This is a genomic window from Sphingomonas phyllosphaerae (assembly GCA_036946405.1).
Taxonomy (GTDB): domain Bacteria; phylum Pseudomonadota; class Alphaproteobacteria; order Sphingomonadales; family Sphingomonadaceae; genus Sphingomonas; species Sphingomonas phyllosphaerae_D.
Map to the genome: position 1 here is coordinate 1,960,628 of JAQIJC010000001.1, position 26,151 is coordinate 1,986,778.

Here is a 26,151-nt window from a genome sequence, read left to right on the forward strand (position 1 = left end):
CGGATGCGCGCGTGCGGCCTAGCAGCGCGGGCGATTGTCACGGAGATCCTCATGCGCGCGTTCATCTTTCCCGGTCAGGGCAGCCAGGCGGTCGGCATGGGCGCGGCGCTGGCCGACGCCTCGGCGGTGGCGCGCGAGGTGTTCGGCGAGGTCGACGAGGCGCTCGGGCAGAATCTGCGCCGGCTGATGGCGGAAGGCCCGGCCGACGAGCTGACGCTGACCGAGAATGCGCAGCCGGCGATCATGGCCAATGCGATCGCGACGCTCCGCGTGCTGACGCGCGAGGGCAATGTGCGGCTGGCCGAGAAGGCCGACTACGTCGCCGGACATTCGCTGGGCGAATATAGCGCCTTGTGCGGGGCGGAGGCGCTCGACCTCGGCACGACCGCGCGGCTGCTCAAGACACGCGGACGGGCGATGCAGGCGGCGGTGCCGGTCGGCGAGGGCGCGATGGCGGCGCTGCTGGGAGCGGACGTCGAGAAGGCACAGGCGATCGCCGGCGCGGCGGTCGACCTGACCCTGACCGAAACCGGCGAAACGTTGGTGTGCACCGTCGCAAACGACAACGATCCGTCGCAGGTGGTGATCTCCGGTCATCGTGTCCCGGTCGAGCGCGCCGTGGCGCTGGCCAAGGAGATGGGCGCGAAGCGGGCGGTGCTGCTGCCGGTGTCGGCGCCGTTCCACTGCGCGTTGATGGAAGATGCGGCGCGGGTGATGGAGGGTGCGCTGGCCGAGGCCGATCTGCGCGCGCCGCTGGTGCCGGTGTTCGCCAATGTCGACGCGGTGGCGGTCGCCGAGCCCGGCGCGATCCGGCGCTTGCTGGTCGAGCAGGTGACCGGGCGCGTGCGGTGGCGCGAATCGGTGCTGGCGATGGTCGCGGCCGGAGTGACCGAGTTCGTCGAGTTCGGCGGCAAGGTGCTGTCGCCGATGGTCAAGCGCATCGCGCCGGACGTCGAGGCGGTGAGCGTGGTATCGATGGACGACATCGAGGCGTTGCTGAAGCGGTTGTGAGTCGACGCGCGCGGTTCGCGCCCCGCCTTTTCGAGGGCGGGTTGTCGGGCACGTGCTTCGACAAGCTCAGCACGAACGGCGCGGGTGATATCGGTTGTTAGCCGGGCGCGCCCTCGAACCGCCGCGAGAGGCGGCGGCCGAGGTGGATGAACGGGCGCTCGACCAGATAGACCGACAATAAGACGACGATCGGGAGCAGCACGATCGGGAACGGTCCTGACGTGTAATGGGCGGGCGGCGCGAGGAAGAGCTGCTGCCACAAATACAGGCTGTACGATCCCGCACCGATGATCTGAAGCACGCGCCATTCGAGGATCGCGCGCACCCAGCGCAGCGCGTTGCCGGCGAAGATGATGTAGGTGACGAGGAACGGCAGCGAGACGATCGCGATCACGCCGAGCCTCGTCAGCGGTCCGAGCACGAGCAGCGCGATCGCGGCCAGCCACAATGGCGTGGCGGTTGCGCGCTGGCACGCCTGTCGCACCACGGGGCTGAGCGCGTAGAGCGCGCCGGCGGCGATGCAGCCGAAGGACGTGTAGTTGCTGTGAAAGACGAAGGGGTTCGCCGAAATCCCGATCGTGCAGCCGATCAGCGCGGCGATCAGCAACGGCACGCGCCAGCGCGGCGGGGCGAGCACGATCAGCAGCGGCCACGCCAGATAGAATTGCTCCTCGACCGCCAGCGACCAGGTGTGCGCCACCCACCAGTCACAGTCGACGAAGCCGATGTTGCAGGTGAAGGTCGCCGCGCTCGCGAAGCTGTCTGCGGGAAGCGTGAGGGCACCGGTGGCGGTCAGCAGGCCGACTGCCGCAAAATAGGCGAGTAGCGGCGGCAAGATACGGCAGAAGCGGCGCGCGTAGAAGGCCGCGATGCTGACGCGGCCACGCTTCGTCTCTTCGCGCAGCATCAGCGAGGTGATGATGAAGCCGCTGATGACGAAGAACAGCTGGACGCCGATCTGCGCGAGCGGTCCGGACACGCGTTGCACCAGATGCATCGCCGCACCCGGCGGCACGGTGAAGCGGAAGTTGATCGCGTGCGAGAAGACCACGAACCCGGCGGCGATCGCGCGCCAGCCGTCGATGCCGCGGTGCCGGCGATGCGGCCGGTCATCGGCGTGCGGCATGTCGTCGGCGAGCGCATCGCCGGCCGGATTGAACGTCACCCGCCTTGTTCCCCTGTCAACGTCCCCCCGGACGATCCTGTTGGCCTAGGACGATAAGCGCCGGACTTCCAGCGTGCCGTTACGCCCGCTTGTCCGTTGCGGGACTTGTCGGGCGGCGGCGAGGCGATAAAGCGGGCGTGTCATTGTGAAGGATCAGAGATGTTCGACCTGTCAGGCATGACCGCATTGGTCACCGGCGCATCGGGAGGGATCGGTTCGGCGATCGCCAGAGGGCTTGCGGCACAGGGCGCGCGGGTGGCGGTGTCGGGATCGAACGTCGCCAAGCTGGAGGCGTTTCTGGGCGAACTGGGCGGCGATGGGCATGTCGCCGTTCCTTGCGACCTTTCGGACGCCGCCGCGGTCGACGCGCTGGTGCCGCAGGCGGTGGCGGCGCTCGGCGGACGACTCGATATCCTCGTCAACAATGCTGGCGTCACCCGCGACAATCTGGCGATGCGGATGAAGGACGACGAATGGGATCAGGTGATCCGCGTCAATCTGGAGGCGGCGTTCCGGTTGATCCGCGCTGCGGCCAAGCCGATGATGAAGCAGCGCTTCGGCCGCGTCGTCTCGATCACCTCGGTCGTCGGGCAGACGGGCAATCCGGGGCAGGCGAACTATGCCGCGTCGAAGGCCGGGCTGGTCGGCATGTCCAAGGCGCTGGCGCAGGAACTGGCCAGCCGCAACATCACCGTCAATTGCGTCGCGCCCGGTTTCATCCGGTCGGCGATGACCGACGGACTGCCCGAGGCGCAGAAGACGCAGTTGACCGCGCGCATCCCGGCGGGCGATCTGGGAACGGGCGAGGATATCGCCGCGGCGGTCGTCTATCTGGCGTCAAAGGAGGCCGGCTACGTCACCGGGCAGACCATCCACGTCAATGGCGGGATGGCGATGGTTTGAGCCATCTGCCTGCCGGGCGCCGCACACGCGGACTTGTCAGGCGGGTTCACGGGCTCTACCTGCGTTCAGGAAATTTAAATCACCCCCCCAAATCGAAAGAGGGAAAGTTATGAGCGAGACCGCCGACCGCGTGAAGAAGATCGTCGTCGAGCATCTCGGCGTCGAAGCCGACAAGGTGACCGAGGACGCGAGCTTCATCGACGATCTGGGCGCGGACAGCCTCGACATCGTCGAGCTGGTCATGGCGTTCGAGGAAGAGTTCGGGGTGGAAATTCCGGACGATGCCGCCGAGAAGATCTCGACCGTCAAGGACGCGATCACCTATATCGACGAGCACAAGGGCTGACGCCCTGATGCGCCGGGCTGCGGGGGCTTCGCCCTTGCCATCGCCCGGCCGTCGAACGATTTGAGCGGCTTCCCATCCTTCGCTAGAGGATGGGGAGCCGTTTCGTTTATGAAGGCCGCCGGATGCGTGGGAGAGGCGCAAGGGGCGGGAAGAAGGGAAGCCTATGCGTCGCGTCGTCGTCACCGGACTTGGCCTCGTCACCCCGCTTGGGGCGGACGTGGAAACCGCCTGGGCGAACCTGATCGCCGGTAGATCGGGCGCGGGTCCGATCACGCGCTTCGACACCACCGGGCAGAAATGCCTGATTGCGTGCGAGGTGAAGCCGAAGGATCATGAATTCGGCTTCGATCCCGACAAGCGCGTCGACCACAAGGTCCAGCGGCAGGTCGATCCGTTCATCGTCTATGGCATCGACGCCGCGGGGCAGGCGCTGGAAGACGCCGGGCTGACCGAGATGGACGAAGCGACGCGGATGCGCGCGGGCGTGTCGATCGGCTCGGGGATCGGCGGACTGCCGGGGATCGAGATCGAGTCGGTCAATCTTCACGAGCGCGGTCCGGGGCGGGTGAGCCCGCATTTCGTGCACGGTCGCCTCATCAACCTGATTTCGGGGCAGGTTTCGATCAAATACGGGCTGATGGGGCCGAATCACGCGGTGGTCACCGCCTGTTCGACCGGCGCGCATTCGATCGGCGACGCGGCGCGGATGATCCGCGACGACGACGCCGACATCATGCTGGCGGGCGGTGCGGAGAGCACGGTCAACCCGCTGGGCGTGGCGGGCTTCGCGCAGGCGCGTGCGCTCAACTGCAGCATGAACGATCGGCCGGAACAGGCCAGCCGCCCCTATGACAAGGACCGCGATGGCTTCGTCATGGGCGAGGGCGCGGGGGTGATCGTGCTCGAGGAATATGAGCACGCCAAGGCGCGCGGCGCGAAAATCTATGCCGAGGTGGTCGGTTACGGCTTGTCGGGCGACGCCTATCACGTCACCGCGCCGCACCCCGAGGGCAAGGGCGCGGAGCTGGCGATGCGGATGGCGCTGCGCAAGGCGGGGATGGAGCCCGCCGACATCGACTATATCAACGCGCACGGCACCTCGACGATGGCCGACACGATCGAGCTGGCGGCGGCCAAGCGCGTGTTCGGCGACGATCTGTCTGGGGCGTCGATGTCGAGCACCAAGTCGGCGATCGGGCATCTGCTCGGCGGCGCGGGGGCGGTGGAGAGCATCTTCTGCATCCTCGCGCTGCGCGACCAGATCGTGCCGCCGACGCTCAACCTCGACAATCCCGACGAGGGGACCGAGGGGGTCGATCTGGTGCCGCACCATGCGAAGAAGCGCGAGGTGCGCGCGGTGCTGAACAATTCGTTCGGCTTCGGCGGCACCAATGCGTCGCTGGTGATGAAGGCGATCTGAGGCTCGACCCATGCGCAGGCTCGGCTGCTTCGCTCTTGTCGCCGGCCTGCTGCTGATCGCGGCCGGCTTCTGGGTCGGGTACGGCTGGAAGGGCGCGGGGCCGTTGCCGCGCGCCGCGAATGTCGAGATCGCCGAAGGGTCGAGTTTGGCCGCAGCGGCGCGGACGCTGGAGAAGGCCGGGGTGATCGGCTCGGCCCGGAAATTCCGCTTGCAGGCGCGCATCTTCGGATCCGACGCGCCGATCAAGGCGGGCGAATATGCGTTCCCGGATCATGCCAGCGCGGCGCAGGTGCTCGCGATCCTGCAGGGCGGCAAGGCGGTGCAGCGGCTGGTGGTGGTGCCCGAAGGACTGCCGTCGGTGCTGGTTCGCGACGCGATATTGAAGGCCGAAACGCTGACCGGTGACGTCAAAGTGCCCGCCGAAGGCTCGGTGCTGCCCGACGGTTACACGTTCGAGCGTGGCGAAGCGCGTGCGGCGGTGCTGGCCCGGATGCAGGCGGCGATGAAGACGTATCTCGCCACGGCATGGAAGGCGCGCAAGCCGGGTGCGGTGGTCAGGACGCCCGAACAGGCGATCATCCTCGCCTCGATCGTCGAGAAGGAAACCGGCAAGCCCGAAGAGCGGCGGACGGTGGCGGCAGTCTATGGCAACCGGCTGCGGATGGGGATGCCGTTGCAGGCCGATCCGACCGTCATCTACCCGATCACCAAGGGGCGGCCGCTGGGGCGGCGGATCCGGCAGTCGGAGTTGCGCGCGAAGAACGGCTACAACACCTATGCCTCTGCGGGGCTGCCGGTCGGGCCGATCGCGAACCCGGGGCGGCGGTCGATCGACGCGGTGCTCGACCCGGCGCAGACCAAGGCGCTGTACTTCGTGGCGGATGGCAGCGGCGGACATGTGTTCGCGGACACGCTGGCCGAGCATAATGCCAATGTGAAGAAGTGGTACGCGATCCGGCGGGCGCGCGGGGAGATGTGACGGCTGAGCGGCCGAGCCTGCCATGCGCCCGGCGCTTCCAAAGCGCAATGACGACCGGTATCGGTTTCCTGTCATCATGATCGAGGGTGTAATCTCTCCCGCTTGAACCATTTCTCCCCATCACCCCGGAGTGGTTCCGGGGTCCACCATTCCGCAAGAGCAACCGCCTCATGTGCTGGCGGAACGGTGGATGCCGGAACAAGTCCGGCATGACGTAGCGGCTGACGGCTCCGCTTCAGCTTTGAGGGATCACGCTTTGCCCCGCCGCTGCTCCGGTTGATTGCTGGGCCGGCGTGGCAGGCTCGACCTGCCATGACGCGCGCAGGCGTCCTCCCGCGGTGCCGCCCGTCGCTTGCGCACCACGGGCGATCAGCGCCGCCGCGACGGCGCGGCGTTGCGCGAGCGTGCCGCCGTCGATCGCCAGCGGACGGGCGAGGCGGATCGCACCCCAGGCCAGCGCGTCGAGTGCGGTGATGTCGACCACACCCTCGACGATCGGGACCGGCGACGGCGCTACGTCGTCGGGCGGCGCGAGCAGGATTCGCCATTGCGTCAGCAGCCGGTCCGCCCGCGCCTCCAGCGCGCGATAGCCGGCCAGCCCCAGCCCGGGTAGCGGCGCGGCGGTGGTGCGCAGCGTTCGGTCGCCGGTATCGACGGCAATCTTGTCAGGCGTGACGCCCGCGATCAGCGCGAGGTCGGCGACGGCACGGTCGCGGATCGCGCCGGCGGAATCGTCGCGGGGCTCGGCGGCGCGCGCGATTTGCGCGGCCTCCACGCCGTTGGCGTCAGGGCTGACGCGCAACTGGTCGACGTGGAGGTCGATCGGGCGCTTGAGCCGCGCGCGCAGATCGGCGACCAATACGCGATCGGCCTGCGGATCGAGCGATGGCGTGAGGACCACCGCCCGCACGCGGATCGGATCGCGCGCATAGTCGATATCGAGCTGGCTGAGCCGCGCCGCGTCGGGAAAGCGGTTGCGGATCGTGTCGCGCACCTGCCGCTGGGCGACCGCCTCGAACGCGATCTGCCGCAACGCGGACACGAGCGGAACCGACAGCAGCCCGACTGCGCCGACGAACAAGGCGAGTTGCCATCCGGTGTGATGCCGCGACAGGTGCCCGCCGAAGCCGTAAAGACGCGCGACCAGCGCGGCGGTCAGCGCGATCGTCACGGCATTGGTGGTGAACAGCAGCGTCGCACCCGCGAAGACGGTCCAGTTGCGGGTCGCGATCCCGAAGCCGACGACGGCCAGCGGCGGCATCAGCGCGATCGCGATCGCGACGCCCACCACCGTGCCGCCGCGGCCGCGGATCAACGCATAGGCGCCGGCGACCGCCGAGAGGAGCGCAACCAGCAGGTCGAAGAGGGTCGGGCGGGTACGCCCGGCGATCTCGCCGGTGATGGTCTGGATCGGGGAGAGCGCGACGAACACCACCGACAGCGCGATCGCAAGTGCGGAGCCGGCGAGCAGCGCGGTGGCGCTGCGCCGCATCGCGACGGTATCGAAGGTGGCGATGCCGAACCCGAGCCCGATGATCGGCATCATCAGTGGCGACAGCAGCATCGCGCCGATCAGCACCGCCACCGAGGGCATCAGCAAACCGAGCAGCGAGATGGCCGCGGAAATGACGATCAGGAAGGCATAGCGCCCGGACCAGCCCGAATCGCCGGCGATCTGGCGCAGCACCGCGTCGTGATCGACCCCGCCCGTCACCCACATCGACCACCAGCGCCGCAGCTTCTGGCGCCGGGCGCCCGGCGTTAGCGTCTTCGTCGTCGTCGGTTCGTCGGTCAAGGCTCGTTCTGCCGGTTCGTTACACCCGTGAAGCGATCAAACGGTCGGTGGCGCGGCGGGGTCCATGCTGGCCAATTTGCGGCGCGGACGTGTAAGGCATCGATATGTCGGAGCAATCTTCATCGCGTCGCCCTCGTCTCGAAGGCACGCCGGCGCGATGGCGCGCGTTGCTCCGCTCGCAACGCCCACGCGCGCGACGGCTGCGCGCGCGGCTGGCGATCCTGATCGGTGCGGTGGCGATCGGGCTGGCGGCGACGGTCTTCGCACTGGCCGCCGACGCGTGCGGGGAGCTGTTTGCCGGTCTCGCCCGGGAGCATCGCTGGGTGCCGATGCTGACGACTCCGCTGACCTTCGGCGCGCTGGCGTGGCTGACGCGGCGGTACGTGCCGCTGGCGCGCGGATCGGGCATTCCCCAGGTGATGGCGGCGCAGGCCGATCCCGAGGCGGCGACGCGCTCGCTGGTGTCGTTGCCGACCGTGATCGGGAAGGCGGCGCTGACGCTGGCGGCGGTGCTGGCGGGTGCGTCGGTGGGACGCGAAGGGCCGACGGTGCAGATCGCCGCGGCCGTGATGGGGCTGACGCATCGTATCCTGCGCGTGCCGTTGCGCGCAGGCGTGCTGATCGCAGGTGGCGCCGCAGGGGTGGCGGCGGCGTTCAACACGCCGCTGGCCGGATTGCTGTTCGCGATCGAGGAACTCGCCTCCGCCTATGAGCAGAAGGTGACGTTGCTGGTGGTCGGCGCGATCGTGATCGCGGGGATGGTCGCGCAATCGGTCCAGGGCGATTATTTGTATTTCGGGCTGGTCGGCGCGCACATGCCGATCGGTTCCGCGCTGGTGGTGGCAGGCGTGGCCGGGCTGGTCGGCGGTGTTGCAGGCGGGGCGTTCGCGCGCGCGATGCTGGCGCTGGCGCAGGGGGCGCATCCGCTCGCCGCGTGGAGCAAGCGCTATCCGATCCGGTTCGCGGTGATGTGCGGCGTGGTCGTCGCATTGCTGGGCTGTGGGACCGGGTTGACGTGGGGGACCGGCTATAGCGCGGCGCGGGCGATGATCGGTGGTGTCGACGCGCCCTTGTGGTTCGGACCTGCAAAGCTGCTCGCGACGCTGGCGACCGCAGTCGCGGGGCTGCCGGGTGGAATCTTCGCGCCATCGCTGGCGGTGGGGGCGGGGATCGGCAATCTGCTGCGCCCGCTGTTCGCAGACTCGCCCGCCTCCGCCGTCGTGATCCTGGGGATGGTCGGCTATTTCGCGGGGGTGGTGCGCGCGCCATTGACGGCGGTCATCATTCTGGCCGAAACCACAGGCAGTCGCGGGCTGATGCTGCCGATGTTCGCCACCGCCTTCGTAGCCGATGGCGCCAGCCAATTCATATGCCGCGAAAAATTGTATCACGGCCTTGCGCGCACCTTTGCGCTGCCCCTCAATAAATAGCTTGGTACGTTCGACTTTATATCGTATACGAATACCACTATTCAGGAGGATAATGTGGTTTCTGGTTCGAGCATGTGGACGGGCGTCTACCCTGCGGCGACGACGCAGTTCGCGGCTGACGGTTCGGTGGACATCGATGCGACGCAACGCGGGCTCGTGGCACTGGTCAAGGATGGCGTCGACGGGTTGATCCTGCTCGGCACCTGCGGTGAGAACAACTCGCTGGACGTCGAGGAAAAGCATGCGGTGCTGCGCGCGGGCGTCGAGGCGGTCGGCGGGCGCGTGCCGCTGGTCTGCGGTGTCTCCGAATTCACCACCCGTCGCGCTGCGGCGTTCGCGAAGGAGGTCGAGGAGATCGGCGTCGACGCGCTGATGCTGCTGCCCGCGATGGTCTACGTCCCGACGCCCAACGAGCTGGCGACGCATTTCCGCACCGTCGCCGAGGCGACCGGGCTGCCGATCATGCTCTACAACAACCCGCCCGCCTATCGCGTGTCGGTCGACTTCAACACGCTGGAGCTTCTGGAGCCGGTCAAGAACATCGTCGCGGTCAAGGAAAGCGCGCCCGATCCGCGTCGCTTCACCGACGTCATCAATCGCTTCGGCGACCGGTATGTCGTGATGGCGGGGCTGGACGACGTCGCGCTGGAGGGCATGTTGCTCGGCGCGAGCGGCTGGGTGTCGGGGCTGACCAGCGCCTTCCCGCAGGAGTCGGTGGCGTTGATCGCAGCGGTCTATCGTGGCGACTGGGAAGAGGCACGGCGCATCTATCGCTGGTTCATGCCGCTGCTGCACCTCGATGCCGAGCATGACCTGGTGCAGTCGATCAAGCTGGCCGAAGAGATCATGGGCCGCGGGTCGGAGCGCGTGCGTCTGCCGCGTCTCCCGCTGGAGGGCGCGCGCCGCGCCGAGGTGATCGCGATGGTCGAAAAGTGTGCGGCCACGCGTCCGGTCCTCAAGGAGGCAGTCGCGGCCTGATGCGCCACACCTTCTTCTGCATCGACGGCCACACGGCGGGCAATCCCGTCCGTCTGGTGGCCGGCGGCGCCCCGCTGTTGCGGGGCGCCAGCATGGCGGAGCGGCGACAGGACTTCCTCGCGCGGTTCGACTGGATCCGCACCGGATTGTGTTTCGAGCCGCGCGGGCACGACATGATGTCGGGCGGGTTCCTGTATCCGCCATGCGGCGATGCGGATGCGGCGATCCTGTTCATCGAAACGTCCGGATGCCTGCCGATGTGCGGGCACGGGACGATCGGGATGATCACCTTCGGGCTGGAGAACGGCCTGATCACCCCGCGCGAGCCGGGACGCTTGCGCGTCGAGGTGCCCGCCGGGGTGATCGACATCGATTACGTCGCGGAGGGCAACCGGGTACGATCGGTCAAGATCCGTAACGTGCCTGCCTATCTCGCGACGCGAGGCTTGCAGATCGACGTGCCGGGGTTCGGCGCGCTGTCGATCGATGTCGCGTACGGCGGCAATTATTATGCGATCATCGAGCCGCAGGGCGCGTACACCGGGCTCGACGACCTCGGCGCGGCGCGGATCGTCGAGCTGAGCCGGACGATCCGCGAGCTGGTGCGCGCGGTGTATGAGCCGGTCCATCCGCTGGAGCCGACGATCCGCGGGGTCAGTCATGTGCTTTGGGCCGACACGCCGAAGGGCGAGGGCGCGGACGGGCGCAATGCGGTGTTCTACGGCGAGCGGGCGATCGACCGCAGCCCGTGCGGGACGGGCACCTCGGCGCGGCTGGCGCATCTGGCGGCGACCGGGCGGCTGACGGTCGGGGACCGGTTCGTGCACGAGAGCTATATCGGCAGCCGCTTCATCGGGCGGGTCGAGGCGGAGACGATGATCGGCGAGCAGCCGGCGATCGTGCCGTCGATCGAGGGTTCGGCGATCGCGACCGGGTTCAACACGATCTGGATTGACCGCGAGGATCCGTTCTGGGGCGGGTTCACGGTGGTGTGAGCGTCCTCTCCGTCATTCCCGCGAAGGCGGGAATCCAGACGCGCTGGTCTTCGCAAGTGCCGAAAGGTCAGAGGTTCTGGATCCCCGCCTTCGCGGGGATGACGGACAGAGGTGCGAAACAAACGAGTAACGGGGAGGGGCATTTGGCACGAGGATTGTTGGGGCCGCTGAAGCCGCTCGACGCGCGGGAAGCCGATCCAGACCGCAAGCTGCGCAAGACCCTGAGTTGGCCGCATCTGATCGCTTTGGGGATCGGCGCGATCGTCGGCACCGGCATCTATACGCTGACCGGGGTCGGCGCGGATCGGGCGGGGCCAGCGGTGATCCTGTCGTTCGCGATCGCCGGGGCGGTCTGTGCGTGCGCGGCGCTAGCCTATGCCGAGATGGCGACGCTGATCCCGACCGCGGGCAGTGCCTATACCTATACCTATTCGGTGATCGGCGAGAGCATCGCCTGGATCGTCGGGTGGAGCCTGATCCTCGAATATTCGCTGGCCTGTTCGACGGTGGCGGTCGGCTGGTCGGCCTATCTGGTCGGCTGGTTGCAGAGCGCGGGCGTGCATCTGCCCGCGGTATTGCTGTCGGGACCGCATGGCGGGGGGATCGTCAACCTACCGGCGGTGCTCGTCGCGCTGGGGATCGCGGGGATGCTGGTCGCGGGCACCCGGGAGAGCGCGACCTTCAACATCGTGCTGGTCGCGATCAAGATGGTCGCCTTGGGCGTGTTCGTCGTCTTCGCGCTGCCGGCGTTCAACGGCGGCAATTTCGAGCCGTTCATGCCCTATGGCTTCGGCAGCCATGTCGAGAATGGCGCGACGCGCGGGGTGATGGCGGCGGCGGCGATCGTGTTCTTCGCCTTCTATGGCTTCGACGCGGTCGCGACCTCGGCGGAAGAGGCGCGCAATCCGGGGCGCGACCTGACGATCGGGATCGTCGGATCGATGGCGGCGTGCACCGCGATCTACATGGGCGTCGCGATCGCGGCGATTGGCGCGGTGAGTTATATCGATCTCGGCAAGTCGGCCGAGCCGCTCGCCTATGTGTTGCGCACGCTTCAGCATCCGTTTGCGGCATGGGCGATCGGGCTGGCGGCGCTGATCGCGTTGCCGTCGGTGATCCTCGTCATGATGTACGGGCAAAGCCGGATCTTCTTCGTGATGTCGCGCGACGGCTTGCTGCCGCGATCGTTGAGCCGCGTGTCGGCGCGGACCGGGTCGCCGGCGCTGGTGACGATGGTGACCGGCGTGTTCGTCGCGGCGGTGGCGGGGTTCTTCCGGCTCGACGAAATCGCCGAGCTGGCGAATGCGGGCACGCTGCTGGCGTTCATCGCGGTGGCGGCGTGCATGATGGTGCTGCGCAAGCGTGCGCCCGAACTGAAGCGCGTATTCCGCTGCCCGGCGCCGATGGTGGTGGGGACGCTGGCGATCCTCGGCTGCATCTACCTGCTGGTCAGCCTGCCGACGCATACGCTGGAGCGGTTCGCGTTGTGGAACGTCCTCGGCGTGGTCTTCTATCTCGCCTACGGCCGCGCGCGCAGCCTGGTGCGGGCACAGGCATGATTCGCACGGCGATCGTCGTCGGCGATGGCGTGGTGGCGCTCAACGTCGCGCTTGCGCTGCAGCGGCGCGGCACGCAGGTGACGATCGTCGCGCCTGACGCACCGTGGCGCGGCGCATCATGGGGCAACGCCGGGCATATCGCGGTCGAACAGGTCGAGCCGCTCGCGTCGCTGGCGACGGTGAAGAGCGTGCCCAAGCGGCTGTTCTCGCGCGGCGGGGCGCTGGCGCTGCCGGCGCGCGCGATCCGGCACTGGCTGCCGTTCACGGGGCGGCTGCTGCGCGCCAGCACGCCCGCGCGCTTCGCCAAGGGCAAGGCGGCGCTGTCGGCGATGCTCGCCACCGCGATCCCGGCGTGGCAACGCGTGCTGGCCGAGGCGGGGGCGTCCGAACTGCTGCGCGTCGACGGACATTTCATCGTCTGGGAAACCGCCGACAGCGCGGCGCGCGGCCGTGCGGCATGGCAGGCGGCGGACACCGGCACGGCGACGGTGCGTGACGCGACGCGTGACGAACTGGCGCAACTCGCCCGGTTGACGACGCTGCCGATCGCGGGTGCGCTGCGCGTCGAGGGAAGCGGACAGATCACCGATACCGGCGCGCTCGGCGATGCGTTGACGGCGCGCTTCACCGCGGCGGGCGGCGCAAGGGTATATGGCAGCGCCCGCTCCGTGATCGAGCGTGCCGGCGGGGTGCGTGTCACGCTGGACGAGGGTGCGCCGCTCGACGCCGATGTCGTGGTGGTGGCGGCGGGTGCGGCATCGGCACCGCTCGTCGCCCCTCTGGGGCTGCGCGCGCCGCTGATCGCCGAGCGCGGCTATCATATCGAGGGCGATCCGGGCGACTGGCCGGTCGACCAACCGCCGGTCGTGTTCGAGGATCGCGCGATGATCGTCACGCGCTTCGCCGAACGGCTGCGCGCGGCGAGCATCGTCGAGTTCGCAGCGATCGCCACACCCGCCGACCCCCGCAAATGGGCGCGGTTGCGCGCGCATGTCGCGGCGCTGGGGTTGCCATTGCAGGAGCCCGTCGCACCGTGGATGGGTGCGCGGCCGACGTTGCCCGATTATCTGCCCGCGATCGGACGGCGGGGCGCGGTGGCCTATGCGTTCGGGCATCAGCATCTCGGCCTCACGCTGTCGGCGACCAGCGGGGAGGCGCTGGCGGCGTTGCTCCACGATGAGACGCCGGCCTATGACTTGACCCCGTTCGATCTGGCACGCTTCGGGTAACCATCCGACGCCGCGCCGACCCTGTGGGGTAGGTCGCCGTCAGTGATGCCGTCGCGCCTCCCGTCGCCGGTGGGGGGACGAACGTAAGCGGCAGGTATTCTTGCCCATTTCGGTCCGGTTCCGCGGCAGCCATTGCGCGGCACGCGACGGGCGGGTTAGATGATTTACCGGTATATCGTTGCCGGTTGGGGCTTTTACATGACCGGCATCATCGTCCGCAATCTTTCCGAACAACTCGTCGACCTGGTTCGCGACCGTATCCTGACCGGCCAGGTCGAGGCGGATCGTGCGATCCGGCAGGATGCGCTCGCCGCCGAACTGGGCGTCAGCAAGATCCCGCTGCGCGAGGCGCTGACCCGGCTGGAGCAGGAAGGGCTGGTCCGCTCACGCGCGAACCGCGGATATTTCGTGCGCGAACTGACGATCGCGGAGGCCGAGGAAGTCTATGCGTTGCGGCTGAAGCTGGAACCGGAGGTCGCGGCGCAGGCCGCCGCGAACGCGACCCAGCAGGAGCGCGACGTGGCGGTGCAGTTGCTGGCGCAGCTCGACGAGGCGACGAACGCGCACGGCGACGGCGTCGGGGCGTTCAACCGCGCCTTTCACCTCGCACTGCTGCGTCCGTCACGTCAGCCGATCACGACGACGATGCTGGAGCGCCTGCACGTGATGGGCGAACGTTATGTGCGCAAGCATCTCGAGCCATTGGGACGTGACCAGCGCGCCAACGACGAACATGCGCAGCTGCTGGAAAGCTGGATGGCGCGTGACACCGCGGCGGTGCGAGAGCGCATGTACGCGCATATCGAGCAGACGGTGCTGGACCTGCGGCGTGAGTTTCGCAGCGTCAGCAATCTGGATGGTAGCTGATCGCGACGGGTCAAGTTCGACGAGTTTGTCACTTAGCAACCATCACGGCTCCGCAACGAGTTGATGCACCGAAACTTTTTTGACGATCTTTCGTATAATATATTTGATGTACGCTTTCTTAACTGTATGGTCGCGGGATCAAGCAGATGAAAAGAAGGGGGAAACCATGGTTGGAGCAACGAAGTGGCTCTCGTCGGCCGCACTCGGCGCGTTGGCGCTCAGCGTGGCGCTGCCAGCTGCTGCGCAGGTTGCGACGAGCGATCAGGCTGCAGGGGCCAGCGAGGTGGAAGGCGAGGGCGTCGTCGTGACCGGCACGCGCATCGCGCAGCCGGGCGTGTTGAGCAACAGCCCGATCACGACCGTCGACGCGGGCGAAATCCGCCTGCAGGGTGCCACCAACATCGAGAGCGTGCTGAACCGCCTGCCGCAGATCACGCCGGACGCGAACGAGAACGTCTCGAACGGATCGGACGGCACCGCGAAGGTCAATCTCCGCAACTTGGGCTCCAACCGCAACCTGACGCTGGTCAACGGGCAGCGCCTGTTGCCGATTCAGGCGACCGATCTCAACTTCATCCCGTCGTTCATGGTCAAGCGTATCGACGTGGTGACCGGCGGCGCATCGGCGGTTTACGGGTCTGACGCAGTATCGGGCGTCATCAACTTCGTGTTGCGGGACGACCTGAACGGCGTGCTGGGCAACGTGCAATATGGTTTCTCGGCACATCACAACGACAACGCCACGAACCGCGACCGTGTGGCCGGCGCCGGATTCAGCCGCGCACCCGACACGCCGGTCGATGGGCAGCGCTTCGACGCGAACATCGCGATGGGCGCGAATTTCGCGGACAATCGTGGCAATGTGACCGCCTATTTCGGCTATCGCGACGTCAAGCCGATCCTGCAATACAATCGCGACGTTTCCGCCTGTGCGCTCGATCCGAACGGCACGCGCACCGCATTGATCTGCGGTGGTTCGTCGAACAATGAATATGGTCGCTTCACGCCGCAACGCGACGGTGCCGGCGACTTCAACAACACCAAGGACGGTCAGAAGACGTGGGTGCCGTATGACAACAGCTTCCGCTACAATTATTCGCCGCTGAACTACTTTCAGCGTAACGATACGCGGATCACTGCCGGTGCGTTCGCCAAGTATGAAGTGACGCCTGCCGTCGAGATGTACGGTAGCTTCATGTTCATGGACGACCGCACCAATTCGCAGGTCGCGCCATCGGCGCTGTTCTACGGCTATGGCTATTCGGTGAATTGCGACAATCCGCTGATGAGCGCGCAGCAGGCCGGGCTGCTCTGCGGCGACAATGCCGGAAAGAGCGTCAACCAGGACACCTATATCGGTTATCGTCCGGTCGCCGCGCCCGCGCAGCCGCGGCGCGACGACCTGCGTCACACCGACTATCGCGTGACCGGCGGCGTGCGTGGCGAGATCGCCAAGGGCATCCGCTACGACGCGAACGCCTTGTTCTCGACCGTGATCTATAACGAGACCTATCAAAATGACATTGACCCGGCGCGAGCCAATCGCGCCCTGAAGGTCAACCTGGTCAACGGCGTGCCGACCTGTCAGTCGGTTATCGACAAGTCGGACCCGAGTTGCGTTCCGCTCAACGTCTTCCAGTATGGCGGGCCATCCGCCGAGGCGCTCGGCTACATCTACGCGCCGACCAGCACCGAAGGGTTGGACAAGGAGACGGTGCTGTCCGGCACGGTAACCTTCGACGGCGGCGAATATGGCGCGAAGCTGCCTTGGGCGGACACGGGCATCGGCGTGGTGGTCGGCGTCGAGCATCGCCGTGAAAGCCTGGAGTTCAAGGCCGATGCGCTGGCGCTCGCCAAGGGTACCAAGGAGAATGCCGGCGCCTTCAACGTGACTGAAGGCTTCACCGAAGTGCGCGTGCCGTTGGTCGAGAACCGGCCGTTCTTCGAGGAGTTGTCGCTGACGGGTGGCTATCGATTCTCCAAGTACAGCACCAACGGCAAGGGCATTTCGACCTACAAGGGCGAACTGGCGTGGGCACCGACACGCGACCTGCGGCTGCGTGGCGGGTATAATCGGGCGATCCGCGCGCCGAACATCACCGAGCTGTACTCGCCGCAATACCCGGGCAATGTCGGAACGCAGGACCCGTGCGCCGGCGCAACGCCGACTGCCACGGCCGCGCAATGCGCCCTCACTGGCGTAACAGCCGCGCAGTACGGCCGCATCCCGGAGTGCCCGAGTGAGCAGTGCACCGGCTTCTTCGGCGGCAATCCGGCGCTGAAGCCCGAGCAGGCGGATACCTATACCGCCGGCGTGGTGCTGACCCCGGCCTTCGTGAGGGGGCTGATGCTGTCGGTCGACTACTACAACATCAAGGTGAAGAACTACATCAACTCGATCCCGATGCAGCTGACGATCGACCAGTGCATCGGAACCGGCAATCCGTTCTTCTGCTCGCTGTTCAACCGTAATCCGCGCAACGGCGTGTTGTTCTCCGGCGACGCCAACACGGCGGGTTACGTCCTGTCGACGACGCAGAACACCGGTTCGCTGGCGACCAGCGGCATCGACTTTACCGCCGATTACACGTTCCGCACCGGGATCGGCGCGCTGAGCACGAGCTTCGTCGGCACGTGGCTGCACGATTTGACGACCGAGCCGCTGCCGGGTCTCTCGTCCTACGACTGCAAGGGGCTGTTCGGTGGCACCTGCGGCCAGCCGAACCCCGAATGGCGCCATCAGGCGCGCTTCACCTGGACGGCGCCGGACGACAAGGGCTCGATCTCGCTCAACTGGCGCTACATCGGCCCGACCAAGGTGTCGTTCAACGACAAGGCGCAATTCCCCGGCAGCGCGACCTATGTCATCAACTCGCGCCTGCCGGTCGCCAATTACTTCGACCTGGCCGCCACCGCGACCGTGACGAAGGAGCTGACGTTCCGGATCGGCGTGAACAACCTGCTGGATCGTGACCCACCTGCGATCGCCCAGGGCGTTCTGGCGTCCTTTGGTAATGGCAACACCTATCCCGGCGTGTACGACGTCGCCGGGCGCACCTTCTTCGTCGGTCTGTCGGCCGAGTTCTGAGGATGGTGGAATGAGGGGGCGGCCGGCGCATGAGCGTCGGCCGTCGTCGTGGGAGGAAGAATGATGACGGGTCGGGTCGCACTTGCCGTGCTGGTGTCAACGCTGGCGATCGCGCAGGCGACGGCCCAGACTCCGACCCCCGCCGAATGGGAACGGCCCGAGGTGATCCGCGTCGGGGCCGAGCCGATGCATGCGACCTTCGCGGGGTTCGAGAGCAAGGCCGCGGCGTTGCGCGACGATCCGGCGCGGTCGCGCTACCGCCTGTCGCTGGACGGGCAATGGTCGTTCCATCACTCGCCGACGCCGGAAGAGCGGCCGGTCGGGTTCGAGAAGCCCGATTATGATGTGAGCACATGGGGCAAGGTGGCGGTGCCCGGCATCCTGCAGGCCGAGGGGCAGGGCACGCCAGTGTTCGTCGGCGCGGGCTACCCCTTCCCGCGCAACCAGCCGTGGATCGACCACAAGCTGAACGAGGTCGGCTCGTACCGCCGCGAGGTGGTGGTGCCGGCGCATTTTGCCGGGCGGCGGCTGTTGCTGACGGTCGGGGCGGCGGGGGCGGCTTACTATCTCTTCGTCAATGGCGAGCGGGTCGGCTATTCGGAGGATTCCAAGCTGCCCGCCGAGTTCGACGTGACGAAGGCGATGCGCCCGGGGCGCAACACGGTGGCGATCGAGTTGTATCGATACGCTGACGGCAGCTATCTGGAAGATCAGGATTTCTGGCGGGTCAATGGGATCGAGCGCAGCGTGACGCTCTATGCCGCGCCCGCGACGCACCTGCGCGACATCGACGTGCGCGCGGGGCTGGCCAACGACTATCGCGACGGCGCGCTGGCGCTGAACGTCGCGGTCGGCGGCGGCACGGCGCCGGTGCGGGTGCGCGCGACCGTGCTGGATCGCGGGCGCGTGCTGCTGACGCGCGAGGGGACGCCGGATGCGGAGCGCAACGTGCGGCTCGACGGCACCATCCCGGCGGTGCGCGCGTGGAGCGCGGAGACGCCGGAGCTTTACACATTGCTGGTCGAGTTGCTCGACGCGAAGGGCAAGGTGGTCGAGGCGACCGCGCGCAAAATCGGCTTCCGCACCGTCGCGATCGAGGATGGTGAGGTGCGTGTCAACGGACGGCGCGTCACGATCCGCGGCGTCAACCGCCACGAACATGATCCGCACACCTTCCATGTCGTCTCCGACGCGACGCTGCGCCGCGATCTGGAGCTGATGAAGGCGGCGAACGTCAATGCGCTGCGGCTGTCGCATTATCCCAACGATCCGCGCATCTACGATCTGGCCGATGAGTTCGGCCTGTATGTGATGGACGAGGCCAATATCGAGAGCCACGGCTATCTGGCGGAGGCGCAGCAGAACGGCGATCCTGAACACACGTTGCTCGGCTACAAGCCCGAGTGGAAGGCGGCGCATCTGGATCGCGTCGAGCGGATGGTGGAGCGCGACAAGAATCATCCATCGATCATCTTCTGGTCACTGGGCAACGAGACCGGGATCGGCAGCAGCTTCGAGGCGGCGGCGAAATGGGTGAAGGCGCGCGACAACACGCGGCTGATCAATTTTCTCGGCCATAGCATGAGCGGGTGGCGGCACCCGACCAACGCCTATGTCGACATCTTCGCGCCGATGTACGACGATGTCGAGAAGCTGGTCGATTATGCCGAGCGGCCGGAGTTCACCCAGCCGTTGATCCTGTGCGAATATGCTCATGCGATGGGCAACAGCCTCGGCAACTTCCAGGATTATTGGGACGTCATCCACGCGCACAAGAAACTGCAGGGCGGGTTCGTGTGGGACTGGGTGGACCAGACGATCATCAAGAAGGATGCGCAGGGCCGCGACTATTGGGCGCAGGGGCGCGATTTCGTGCCCGATGGCGACGACAGTCCAGTCGGTGACGGCGTGATCCAGTCCGACCGGACGCCGGACCCGGAATATTACGAGCTGGCCAAGGTCTATGCGCCGATCCAGTTCGAGCGTGAGGGCGCGGGCTATGTGGTGGTGAACCGGCACGATCATATCGATCTGTCGCGCTTCACGCTCGATTATGCGGTGCTGGAGGACGGGCGCGAGGTGGCGCGCGGATCGGTGCCGATGCCGCAGGTCGCGCCGGGCGCGCGCGCGCCGCTGGCGCTGGCATTGCCGGCGGCGCGCGATGCGGGGGCGGAGCGGATGCTGGTGCTGCGCGCACGCGCGACCAAAGGGGCGATCCCGCTGGTCGAGGCGGGGCATGTCGTCGGCTATGAGCAATTCGCGCTGTCGCCACCGCGCGCGCTCGCCGCGCCGGTCGGCAGCGTCGCGCCGGTCGATGGTGGCGATGCGTGGCGGCTGGCGGCGGGCGATGCGGTGCTGGAGATCGACAAGGCGACCGGGCTGGTGAAGCGCTATGCGCGCGGCGGGGTGACCTTGCTGACCGGCGGCGCGCCCGACTTCTGGCGCGCGCCGACCGACAATGACGTCGGCACCGGCGTGACCAAGACGCACAAGGTGTGGGAGCAGTTCAGCAAGGCCCGGCGGCTCGACGGGCTGGCGGTCGACGGCGATGCGATCGTCGTGACGCACGACATGGGCGTCGGATCGGTGAAGGTCATCACGCGCTGGACGATGGACACGAAGGGACAGGCGCGCGCGGCGGTGCGCTTCGTGCCGATCCGCGACGACCTGCCCGATCCGCCGCGCGTCGGCGTGCAGTTCCACATGACCCCGACGCTCGACCGGCTGCACTGGTACGGGCGCGGGCCGTGGGAGAATTACGCGGATCGCAAGACCGCGGCGCTGATCGGCGAGTGGCGCGGCGCGCTGGCCGAGCAATATCACGATTATGCGCGCCCGCAGGAATCGGGGACCAAGCAGGATGTACGCTGGTTCGACGTGACCGGCGCGAACGGCGCGGGGGTGCGGGTCAGCGGTGACCGGCCGCTGGCGATCAACGCGCTGCCGTTCCCTTATGCCGATCTGATGGAGAAGCCGCCGGCCAAGGCGCATAGCAGCGACATTCGCGCGCACGGCGATGGCACGCTGTTGATCGACGCCGCGCAAAGCGGGGTCGGTGGCGATACGGGCTGGAGCCTCGATGGCCGGCCGCACATGAAATATCGCGTGCCGCTCCAGCCGGTCGAATGGACCTATGTGCTGGGGGCGGCGCAGTGAGGCGCGCGCTGCTGACGATTGCGCTGCTCGCCACGCCGGCGCTGGCGCAGACCGATCCGCGCGTGGCACGCTCGATCGCGTTGCGCGACCAGTGGCAATGGCTGACGCGCGATATCGCCTTCCCGGCGGAATGGGACGCGGACGGGCGGCACTTCCATTATCGCAAGACCGTCGAGGGCGGGTTCGCGTTCGTCGACGTCGACGCCCCGACGCGTGCCAAAGCGACGGCCTTCGACGCGGCGGCGGTCGCGAAGGGGCTCGGCAAGGCGCTGGCGCGGCCGGTCGATCCGCGCCGGCTGCCGTTCGAGCATTTCGCGTTCGCCGGCGAGCGGCGCGCGATCGACTTTGCGATCGATTATGCGCCGTGGCGTTGCACATTGACTGATTACGTCTGCGCCCCGGTGGAAGGCGGTGGGCCGCGACCGCGCGGTTTCGGGGTCGTGCGCGATCTGAAGGTGCCCGCGCGCAACGTGCCGCACCGCTCGCCCGATGGCGCGCGCGAGGCGCTGGTGCTCGACGACAATCTCGTGCTGCGCGCGGCGGGCGGCGGCGCGGAGGCGTGGCGGAGCCAGGACGGCAGCCCCGGCGACTTCTACGATCCGGAGACGATCAGCTGGTCGCCCGACGGGAGGTGGGTGGCGCTGTATCGCGTGCGGCCCGGCTATCGGCGGATCGTGACGCGGGTGATTTCCTCACCCAAGGGACAGGTGCAGCCGACGCTCGCCGAGCAGCTGTACCCGAAGCCCGGCGATGCGATCGATCAGGAACGACCAGTGCTCTTCGAGGCGGCGACCGGGCGGCGGATCGACGTGTCGGACGCGCTGTTCCCGAACCCGTGGCAGCTTGGCGCGATCAGCTGGCGCAAGGATGGGCGAAGCTTTTCGTTCGACTATATGCGGCGTGGCTTCCAGCACGCCGCGGTGATCGCGGTCGATGCCGCGACCGGCGCGGCGCATGAGGCGGTGCGCGAGGATGCGAAGACGTTCATCTTCAACGAGCGGCGCTTTGCGCACGACGTGGGGGATGAGGGGCGCGAGCTGATCTGGGCGTCGGAGCGTGACGGGTGGCGGCATCTGTATCTGGTCGACGCGACGACCGGTCGGGTGAAGCGGCAGATCACGCGCGGCCAGTGGGTGTTACGCGACATTGCACGCGTCGATGACGGGCAGCGGCGGATCTGGTTTTCGGCGAGCGGGGTGACGCCGGGCGAGGATCCGTATCACAAGCACTGGTTCCGCGTTGACTTCGACGGGCGCAACCTGACGCGGCTGACCGATGGCAACGAAACGCATGAGGCGAGTTTCGCGCCGGACGGGCGGACGTTCGTCGACGTCCATTCGCGTACCGATGTGCCCGAGGTCGCGGACGTGCGCGATGCCACGACGGGTGCGGTGCTGGCGACGCTGGAGCGCGGCGACGTGCGCGCGCTGACCGACGCCGGCTATCGCCCGCCCGAGCCGTTCGTCGCGAAGGGGCGTGACGGCACGACAGACATCTATGGGCTGGTGGTGCGGCCGCGCGATTACGATCCGGCGAAGCGTTATGCGGTGATCGAGAATATCTACGCCGGGCCGCACGACAGCTTCGTGCCCAAGGGCTATTGGCCGTTCGGCGCTTTCTCGGGCGGCGACAAGGCGATGGGGATGCAGCAGATCGCCGATCTCGGCTTCATCGTCGTGATGATCGACGGGATGGGGACGGCGAACCGCTCGAAGGCGTTCCATGACGTCGCGTGGAAGAACCTCGCCGACAGCGGCTTTCTCGATCGCATCGCATGGATGAAGGCGCTGGCGGCGAAGGATGCGTCGGTCGATCTGTCGCGGGTCGGCATCTATGGCGGGTCGGCGGGCGGGCAGAGCACGCTCAATGCTTTGCTGTTCCACCCGGAGTTCTACAAGGCCGGGGTGGCGTTCGCGGGCTGCTTCGACAATCGCATGGACAAGATCGACTGGAACGAACAATGGCTCGGCTGGCCGGTCGACGCGAGCTATCTGGCGGCGTCGGGGGTCGTCCATGCCGCCAAGTTGCAGGGCAAGCTGCTGCTGGTGGTCGGCGAGCAGGATTCGAACGTCGATCCGGCCTCGACGATGCAGGTCGTCGATGCGCTGGTGCGCGCCGACAAGGACTTCGAGCTGCTGGTGGTGCCGAACGGCGAACATGCCGTGGGGCGGTCGACCGGGCCAGTCGCTTACGGGCAGCGGCGGGAGTATGACTTCTTCCTGCGCGCGCTGGGTGGGGCGCGGTAGTTCTTTTCTTCGTCATTCCCGCGAAGGCGGGAATCCAGACGCGCAGGCTTTCGTTTGACCCGCTGAGGTCAGAGGTTCTGGATCCCCGCCTTCGCGGGGATGACGATCATCTATCGTTGCCTCGGGACTTGATCCGGGGCCCCGCCTTTTCTTCTCGACGGCCAGTAAAGAGCGGGGCCCCGGATCAAGTCCGGGGCGACGGCGGGTTAGTTAGCGGGGCGTGAGGGTCACGTTGGTTGCGCTCGGTGACAGCGCGATTGTGGTGAAGCCGCCTTCCGCCTTGCCCTTGTCGATCGCATAGGCCGCGCCGCCTGCCGGTGCCTCCACCGAGAGCTGCGCCACCGGCGTCGTTGCGGTTGCCGGGTCGAGCGTCAGTTCAATGCGGCGGGTCGCGGGGAGCCAGCGCGCCTTGGCGATTTTGCCCGCCGCCAGCGTGATCCACTGCCCGGCCGGCGCGACGAACAGCCGCGTGCGCGCGCCATCGTGCGGGACGATCTCGACCGCCGCGCCGTCCTCGCGCACCGTGCCGCCGAAGCCGAGCCAGCCGAATGTCGCATCCTTCACTAGATAGGTCGCCGCGGCGTAGGCGTGACCGAAATAGCCCATGCCGTAATCGCCGGTGTAGGCGTCCCAGCGCATCATGTCCGGTTCGGAGTGGAACGCCGCCGAGGCGAAGCCCTCGCGGTCGATGTTGGTGATGCCGCCCATGAACCCGCCGTATGCGACGCGTAGCAAATGGAGGTCGGCGGGGTCGCGACGGTAGGCGTCGAACAGCGGCACCGCGTTGAGCGCCGAGCCGTAATGGTGGATCTGCCGCTCGATCCGCTTGACCTTGCCGCCGTACAGGAAATCCCAATAGCGGCGCGCGTTGCCGTTATAGCCCCAGTGCGGGATCGTCGGGTCGTAGCCGAGTATCACCTCGCGCGTGACCGCCGCCTCCTTCGGATGGTTGAAGTGGCGCATCCATGCATAGACTTCGGGCTGGCCGGTCGAATCCCACGCCATCTCGCTGCCGAACGGAAAGGCGAGCGTGCGCCAATGGTCGGCACGCGCCTTCATCAGCCCCTCGACCTCGGCAGCCTGTGTGGTCAGCCCCTCGCGCTTCAAGTCGGCGAGGATCTCGAGGAAGATCTCGCCCTCCATCTGCCCGAATTGCGCGTAATGCGGCGCGTCGCGCATCATCGCCACGGTCGTGCGGTACGCATGGTCGAGATAGAAGCGCCAGTCGTGGCGCGTCACCAGTCCGGTATGATGCCGCGCGAGCCGGTACAGCACCCAATGACCGATCGCGACATGCGGATAATTGTACGAGCGGCCGAGATCGTCGGCCTGCTTCTTGTCCCACGATGCCCAGGTCGACCAGTCGATGCCCTTGTCATAGTAAGAGCCGAACGCCTTGGGATCGTAGTAGAACAGGCTCTTCTTCACGCCGCCGTCCGGGGACTGCAATTTGGCAAGGACGGTTTCGTCGACCATCCGCTCCAGCTTCGCGACCTCATCCGCGTCGGGATTGTCGAGCTGCTTCATGGTCGCCGCGACCCACGCGCCGCCGCCGCCCTCGTCGCTCATCCCGGCGATCCATACCCGCTGGTCCTGCGTGACGATGCGGTTCGCCTCGCGGTCATAGGTGAGGATCGACGGCGCACGCTTGAACGGATCGCCGGCGTCGTCGAACCATTGTTTCGTGGTGCTGAAGCGGCCGAGGTCGGCGGCGACCTGCGCCAGCGGTTTGGTGACGTAGTAATGGACGCTCTGCACGCTGCCGTCGGCATAGGTGATCGCGACGCGCGCGCGGCCCCAGCCGGTGCCGGTGACGCGCCAGCGGTTCCAGCCTTGCGGCCCGGGCACCTTCGTCAGCGTCAGCGCGTCGGCGGGCGTTACCTCGACGTCGCGCACGGCTTGTGCGGCGCGGACGAACAGGTCGGCGGGGCTGTCGTTGGGGACGACATAGCCGGGGATGCCGACCGCGACCGGGCGGCGCTCGGCCTCCAAGGTCGCCTCGATCGCGCGGATCGACGGCGCGGCGACCAGCCGCACGCCGAACGTGCGCTGTTCGCCCGGCGCGAGCGTGAAGCCGGTCGCGGGGTTCCACGGCTGCCCCTTGTCGGCCATCGCGCTGCTCGCGACCATCCAGTCGTAGAAACCCTCGAACGTCTGCTGGCGCGGGGTGCGATCGGTGAAGATCGGCGTGGCGGTCTTGCGCCGGGCATCGTCGAGGATGCGATATTGTTCGAGCGGGGTGCGGCCGTCGGGGAGGACGAGCAACGCCGGTCCCTTGCCGTTGAGGCGCGTCACCTGAAGATAGCCGGCGTCGCTGCCGATATAGGGATCGACGAAGCTCGCCTGCGCATGCGCCTGTTCGAGCGAACGGTCGGTGATGATGTTGTCGAACACCATCGGCATCCCGAGCGCGCCGACCTCGACCGGCGTGGTGCCGCGGTTGGCGAGCGTGAAGCGCAGCACCGGCGCGCCCTCGTCGCGCAGCCACGTCCGTTCGACGGTGAGCGGGAAACCTTCGCCCATCGTCGTGGTGATGTCCGCACGCGCGATGACGTTGCCGGTGGCGGCGAGCGCGCGGACCGGCACGCGATGCTGCGCCGAGGAGAAGTCGCGCCATGCGCCGCCTGCGCTGCGCACGCGCAGATGGAGGTCGCCGATCTGGTTGAAGCCGTCGCCGCTGCGGCTGGCGGCGCGGCCGCTCGGCAAGAAGTCGAAGCCGGGCTCGGCCCGCGGCGACAGCGTGCGCAGGGTCTGGCTGGCGGGATCGAGCGTCAGGGTCAAGGCACCGCCCGCAGCACCAGTTTTCCGCAAGGGTGCCGCATGAAGCAGCGCACCGCTCGCCAGCGCGGCGCCCGCGAGATAATATGCCACCCGTCGCATCGCTCACCCTTTTTCTTTGCGGTTCGATTGACTTCGCACCCACGTACCGTATCGTATACCATATTCCGGGGAGATGGAAATGCTTGTTGGGCGTCGCGGATTTC

Annotated in this window: 17 protein-coding genes; 14 read left to right on the forward strand and 3 right to left on the reverse strand. The window is 67.4% G+C overall.

Features of this window, described 5'->3' with window-relative positions; translation table 11 throughout:
- The first annotated feature begins 51 nt into the window (after positions 1 to 51).
- The gene (gene fabD / locus PGN12_09500; protein ID MEH3104126.1) at positions 52 to 1,011 is read left to right on the forward strand and encodes an ACP S-malonyltransferase; all 960 of its coding nucleotides are present in this window, start codon (positions 52 to 54) and stop codon (positions 1,009 to 1,011) included.
- A gap of 97 nt (positions 1,012 to 1,108) precedes the next feature.
- Here the strand turns inward: fabD and PGN12_09505 are convergent, their stop codons facing one another.
- Positions 1,109 to 2,176, reverse strand: coding sequence for an acyltransferase (locus tag PGN12_09505; protein ID MEH3104127.1), 1,068 nt, complete (start codon positions 2,174 to 2,176; stop codon positions 1,109 to 1,111).
- A gap of 159 nt (positions 2,177 to 2,335) precedes the next feature.
- On the opposite strand from PGN12_09505, the gene fabG reads away from it, so the two are divergent.
- The 4 genes from fabG (at position 2,336) to mltG (ending at position 5,824) form a co-directional block, all read left to right on the forward strand.
- Positions 2,336 to 3,079 (forward strand): 3-oxoacyl-[acyl-carrier-protein] reductase, encoded by a 744-nt coding sequence (gene fabG / locus PGN12_09510; GenBank protein ID MEH3104128.1) that lies wholly within the window; start codon positions 2,336 to 2,338, stop codon positions 3,077 to 3,079.
- Between the two features lie 109 nt (positions 3,080 to 3,188).
- Positions 3,189 to 3,425 (forward strand): acyl carrier protein, encoded by a 237-nt coding sequence (locus PGN12_09515; GenBank protein MEH3104129.1) that lies wholly within the window; start codon positions 3,189 to 3,191, stop codon positions 3,423 to 3,425.
- Between the two features lie 163 nt (positions 3,426 to 3,588).
- Positions 3,589 to 4,845, forward strand: a complete 1,257-nt coding sequence (fabF, locus tag PGN12_09520; protein MEH3104130.1) for a beta-ketoacyl-ACP synthase II — start codon at positions 3,589 to 3,591, stop codon at positions 4,843 to 4,845.
- A 10-nt stretch (positions 4,846 to 4,855) separates the two neighbouring features.
- On the forward strand, positions 4,856 to 5,824 hold the full coding sequence (gene mltG / locus PGN12_09525; protein ID MEH3104131.1) for an endolytic transglycosylase MltG: 969 nt from the start codon (positions 4,856 to 4,858) through the stop codon (positions 5,822 to 5,824).
- Between the two features lie 235 nt (positions 5,825 to 6,059).
- Here mltG and PGN12_09530 read toward each other — a convergent pair whose 3' ends face one another.
- Positions 6,060 to 7,619 (reverse strand): DUF389 domain-containing protein, encoded by a 1,560-nt coding sequence (locus PGN12_09530; GenBank protein MEH3104132.1) that lies wholly within the window; start codon positions 7,617 to 7,619, stop codon positions 6,060 to 6,062.
- A 104-nt stretch (positions 7,620 to 7,723) separates the two neighbouring features.
- Between PGN12_09530 and PGN12_09535 the strand changes: the two genes are divergently transcribed.
- From PGN12_09535 to PGN12_09575, 9 genes are all read left to right on the forward strand, one after another.
- On the forward strand, positions 7,724 to 9,049 hold the full coding sequence (locus PGN12_09535) for a chloride channel protein (GenBank protein ID MEH3104133.1): 1,326 nt from the start codon (positions 7,724 to 7,726) through the stop codon (positions 9,047 to 9,049).
- 72 nt (positions 9,050 to 9,121) lie between these two features.
- Positions 9,122 to 10,027, forward strand: coding sequence for a dihydrodipicolinate synthase family protein (locus PGN12_09540; GenBank protein MEH3104134.1), 906 nt, complete (start codon positions 9,122 to 9,124; stop codon positions 10,025 to 10,027).
- Positions 10,027 to 11,022, forward strand: a complete 996-nt coding sequence (locus PGN12_09545) for a 4-hydroxyproline epimerase (protein ID MEH3104135.1) — start codon at positions 10,027 to 10,029, stop codon at positions 11,020 to 11,022. Before PGN12_09540 ends, PGN12_09545 begins: the two co-directional genes overlap by 1 nt.
- Before the next feature lie 143 nt (positions 11,023 to 11,165).
- Positions 11,166 to 12,581, forward strand: a complete 1,416-nt coding sequence (locus tag PGN12_09550; GenBank protein ID MEH3104136.1) for an amino acid permease — start codon at positions 11,166 to 11,168, stop codon at positions 12,579 to 12,581.
- Positions 12,578 to 13,810 carry an FAD-binding oxidoreductase gene (locus PGN12_09555; GenBank protein MEH3104137.1) on the forward strand — a complete coding sequence of 411 codons (1,233 nt, stop codon included), beginning with the start codon at positions 12,578 to 12,580 and terminating at the stop codon, positions 13,808 to 13,810. The genes PGN12_09550 and PGN12_09555 overlap by 4 nt, the downstream gene beginning before the upstream one ends.
- Before the next feature lie 198 nt (positions 13,811 to 14,008).
- Entirely contained in the window at positions 14,009 to 14,677 is a 669-nt protein-coding gene (locus PGN12_09560; GenBank protein MEH3104138.1) for a GntR family transcriptional regulator, read from the forward strand.
- A gap of 166 nt (positions 14,678 to 14,843) precedes the next feature.
- Positions 14,844 to 17,765, forward strand: a complete 2,922-nt coding sequence (locus PGN12_09565) for a TonB-dependent receptor (GenBank protein ID MEH3104139.1) — start codon at positions 14,844 to 14,846, stop codon at positions 17,763 to 17,765.
- Positions 17,766 to 17,828: 63 nt separating this feature from the next.
- The gene (locus PGN12_09570) at positions 17,829 to 20,921 is read left to right on the forward strand and encodes a DUF4981 domain-containing protein (GenBank protein MEH3104140.1); all 3,093 of its coding nucleotides are present in this window, start codon (positions 17,829 to 17,831) and stop codon (positions 20,919 to 20,921) included.
- Positions 20,918 to 23,167 (forward strand): DPP IV N-terminal domain-containing protein, encoded by a 2,250-nt coding sequence (locus PGN12_09575; protein ID MEH3104141.1) that lies wholly within the window; start codon positions 20,918 to 20,920, stop codon positions 23,165 to 23,167. Before PGN12_09570 ends, PGN12_09575 begins: the two co-directional genes overlap by 4 nt.
- 210 nt (positions 23,168 to 23,377) lie before the next feature.
- Here PGN12_09575 and PGN12_09580 read toward each other — a convergent pair whose 3' ends face one another.
- The gene (locus PGN12_09580; protein MEH3104142.1) at positions 23,378 to 26,047 is read right to left on the reverse strand and encodes a DUF5695 domain-containing protein; all 2,670 of its coding nucleotides are present in this window, start codon (positions 26,045 to 26,047) and stop codon (positions 23,378 to 23,380) included.
- Positions 26,048 to 26,151 lie beyond the last annotated feature (104 nt).

Coding starts and splice junctions, on each gene's coding strand:
- fabD (MEH3104126.1), top strand. CDS start 52: ATGCGCGCGTTCATCTTTCCCGGTCAGGGCAGCCAGGCGGTCGGCATG.
- fabF (MEH3104130.1), top strand. CDS start 3,589: ATGCGTCGCGTCGTCGTCACCGGACTTGGCCTCGTCACCCCGCTTGGG.
- PGN12_09570 (MEH3104140.1), top strand. CDS start 17,829: ATGACGGGTCGGGTCGCACTTGCCGTGCTGGTGTCAACGCTGGCGATC.
- PGN12_09580 (MEH3104142.1), bottom strand. CDS start 26,047: ATGCGACGGGTGGCATATTATCTCGCGGGCGCCGCGCTGGCGAGCGGT.
- PGN12_09555 (MEH3104137.1), top strand. CDS start 12,578: ATGATTCGCACGGCGATCGTCGTCGGCGATGGCGTGGTGGCGCTCAAC.
- PGN12_09515 (MEH3104129.1), top strand. CDS start 3,189: ATGAGCGAGACCGCCGACCGCGTGAAGAAGATCGTCGTCGAGCATCTC.
- PGN12_09545 (MEH3104135.1), top strand. CDS start 10,027: ATGCGCCACACCTTCTTCTGCATCGACGGCCACACGGCGGGCAATCCC.
- mltG (MEH3104131.1), top strand. CDS start 4,856: ATGCGCAGGCTCGGCTGCTTCGCTCTTGTCGCCGGCCTGCTGCTGATC.
- PGN12_09535 (MEH3104133.1), top strand. CDS start 7,724: ATGTCGGAGCAATCTTCATCGCGTCGCCCTCGTCTCGAAGGCACGCCG.
- fabG (MEH3104128.1), top strand. CDS start 2,336: ATGTTCGACCTGTCAGGCATGACCGCATTGGTCACCGGCGCATCGGGA.
- PGN12_09565 (MEH3104139.1), top strand. CDS start 14,844: ATGGTTGGAGCAACGAAGTGGCTCTCGTCGGCCGCACTCGGCGCGTTG.
- PGN12_09540 (MEH3104134.1), top strand. CDS start 9,122: ATGTGGACGGGCGTCTACCCTGCGGCGACGACGCAGTTCGCGGCTGAC.
- PGN12_09560 (MEH3104138.1), top strand. CDS start 14,009: ATGACCGGCATCATCGTCCGCAATCTTTCCGAACAACTCGTCGACCTG.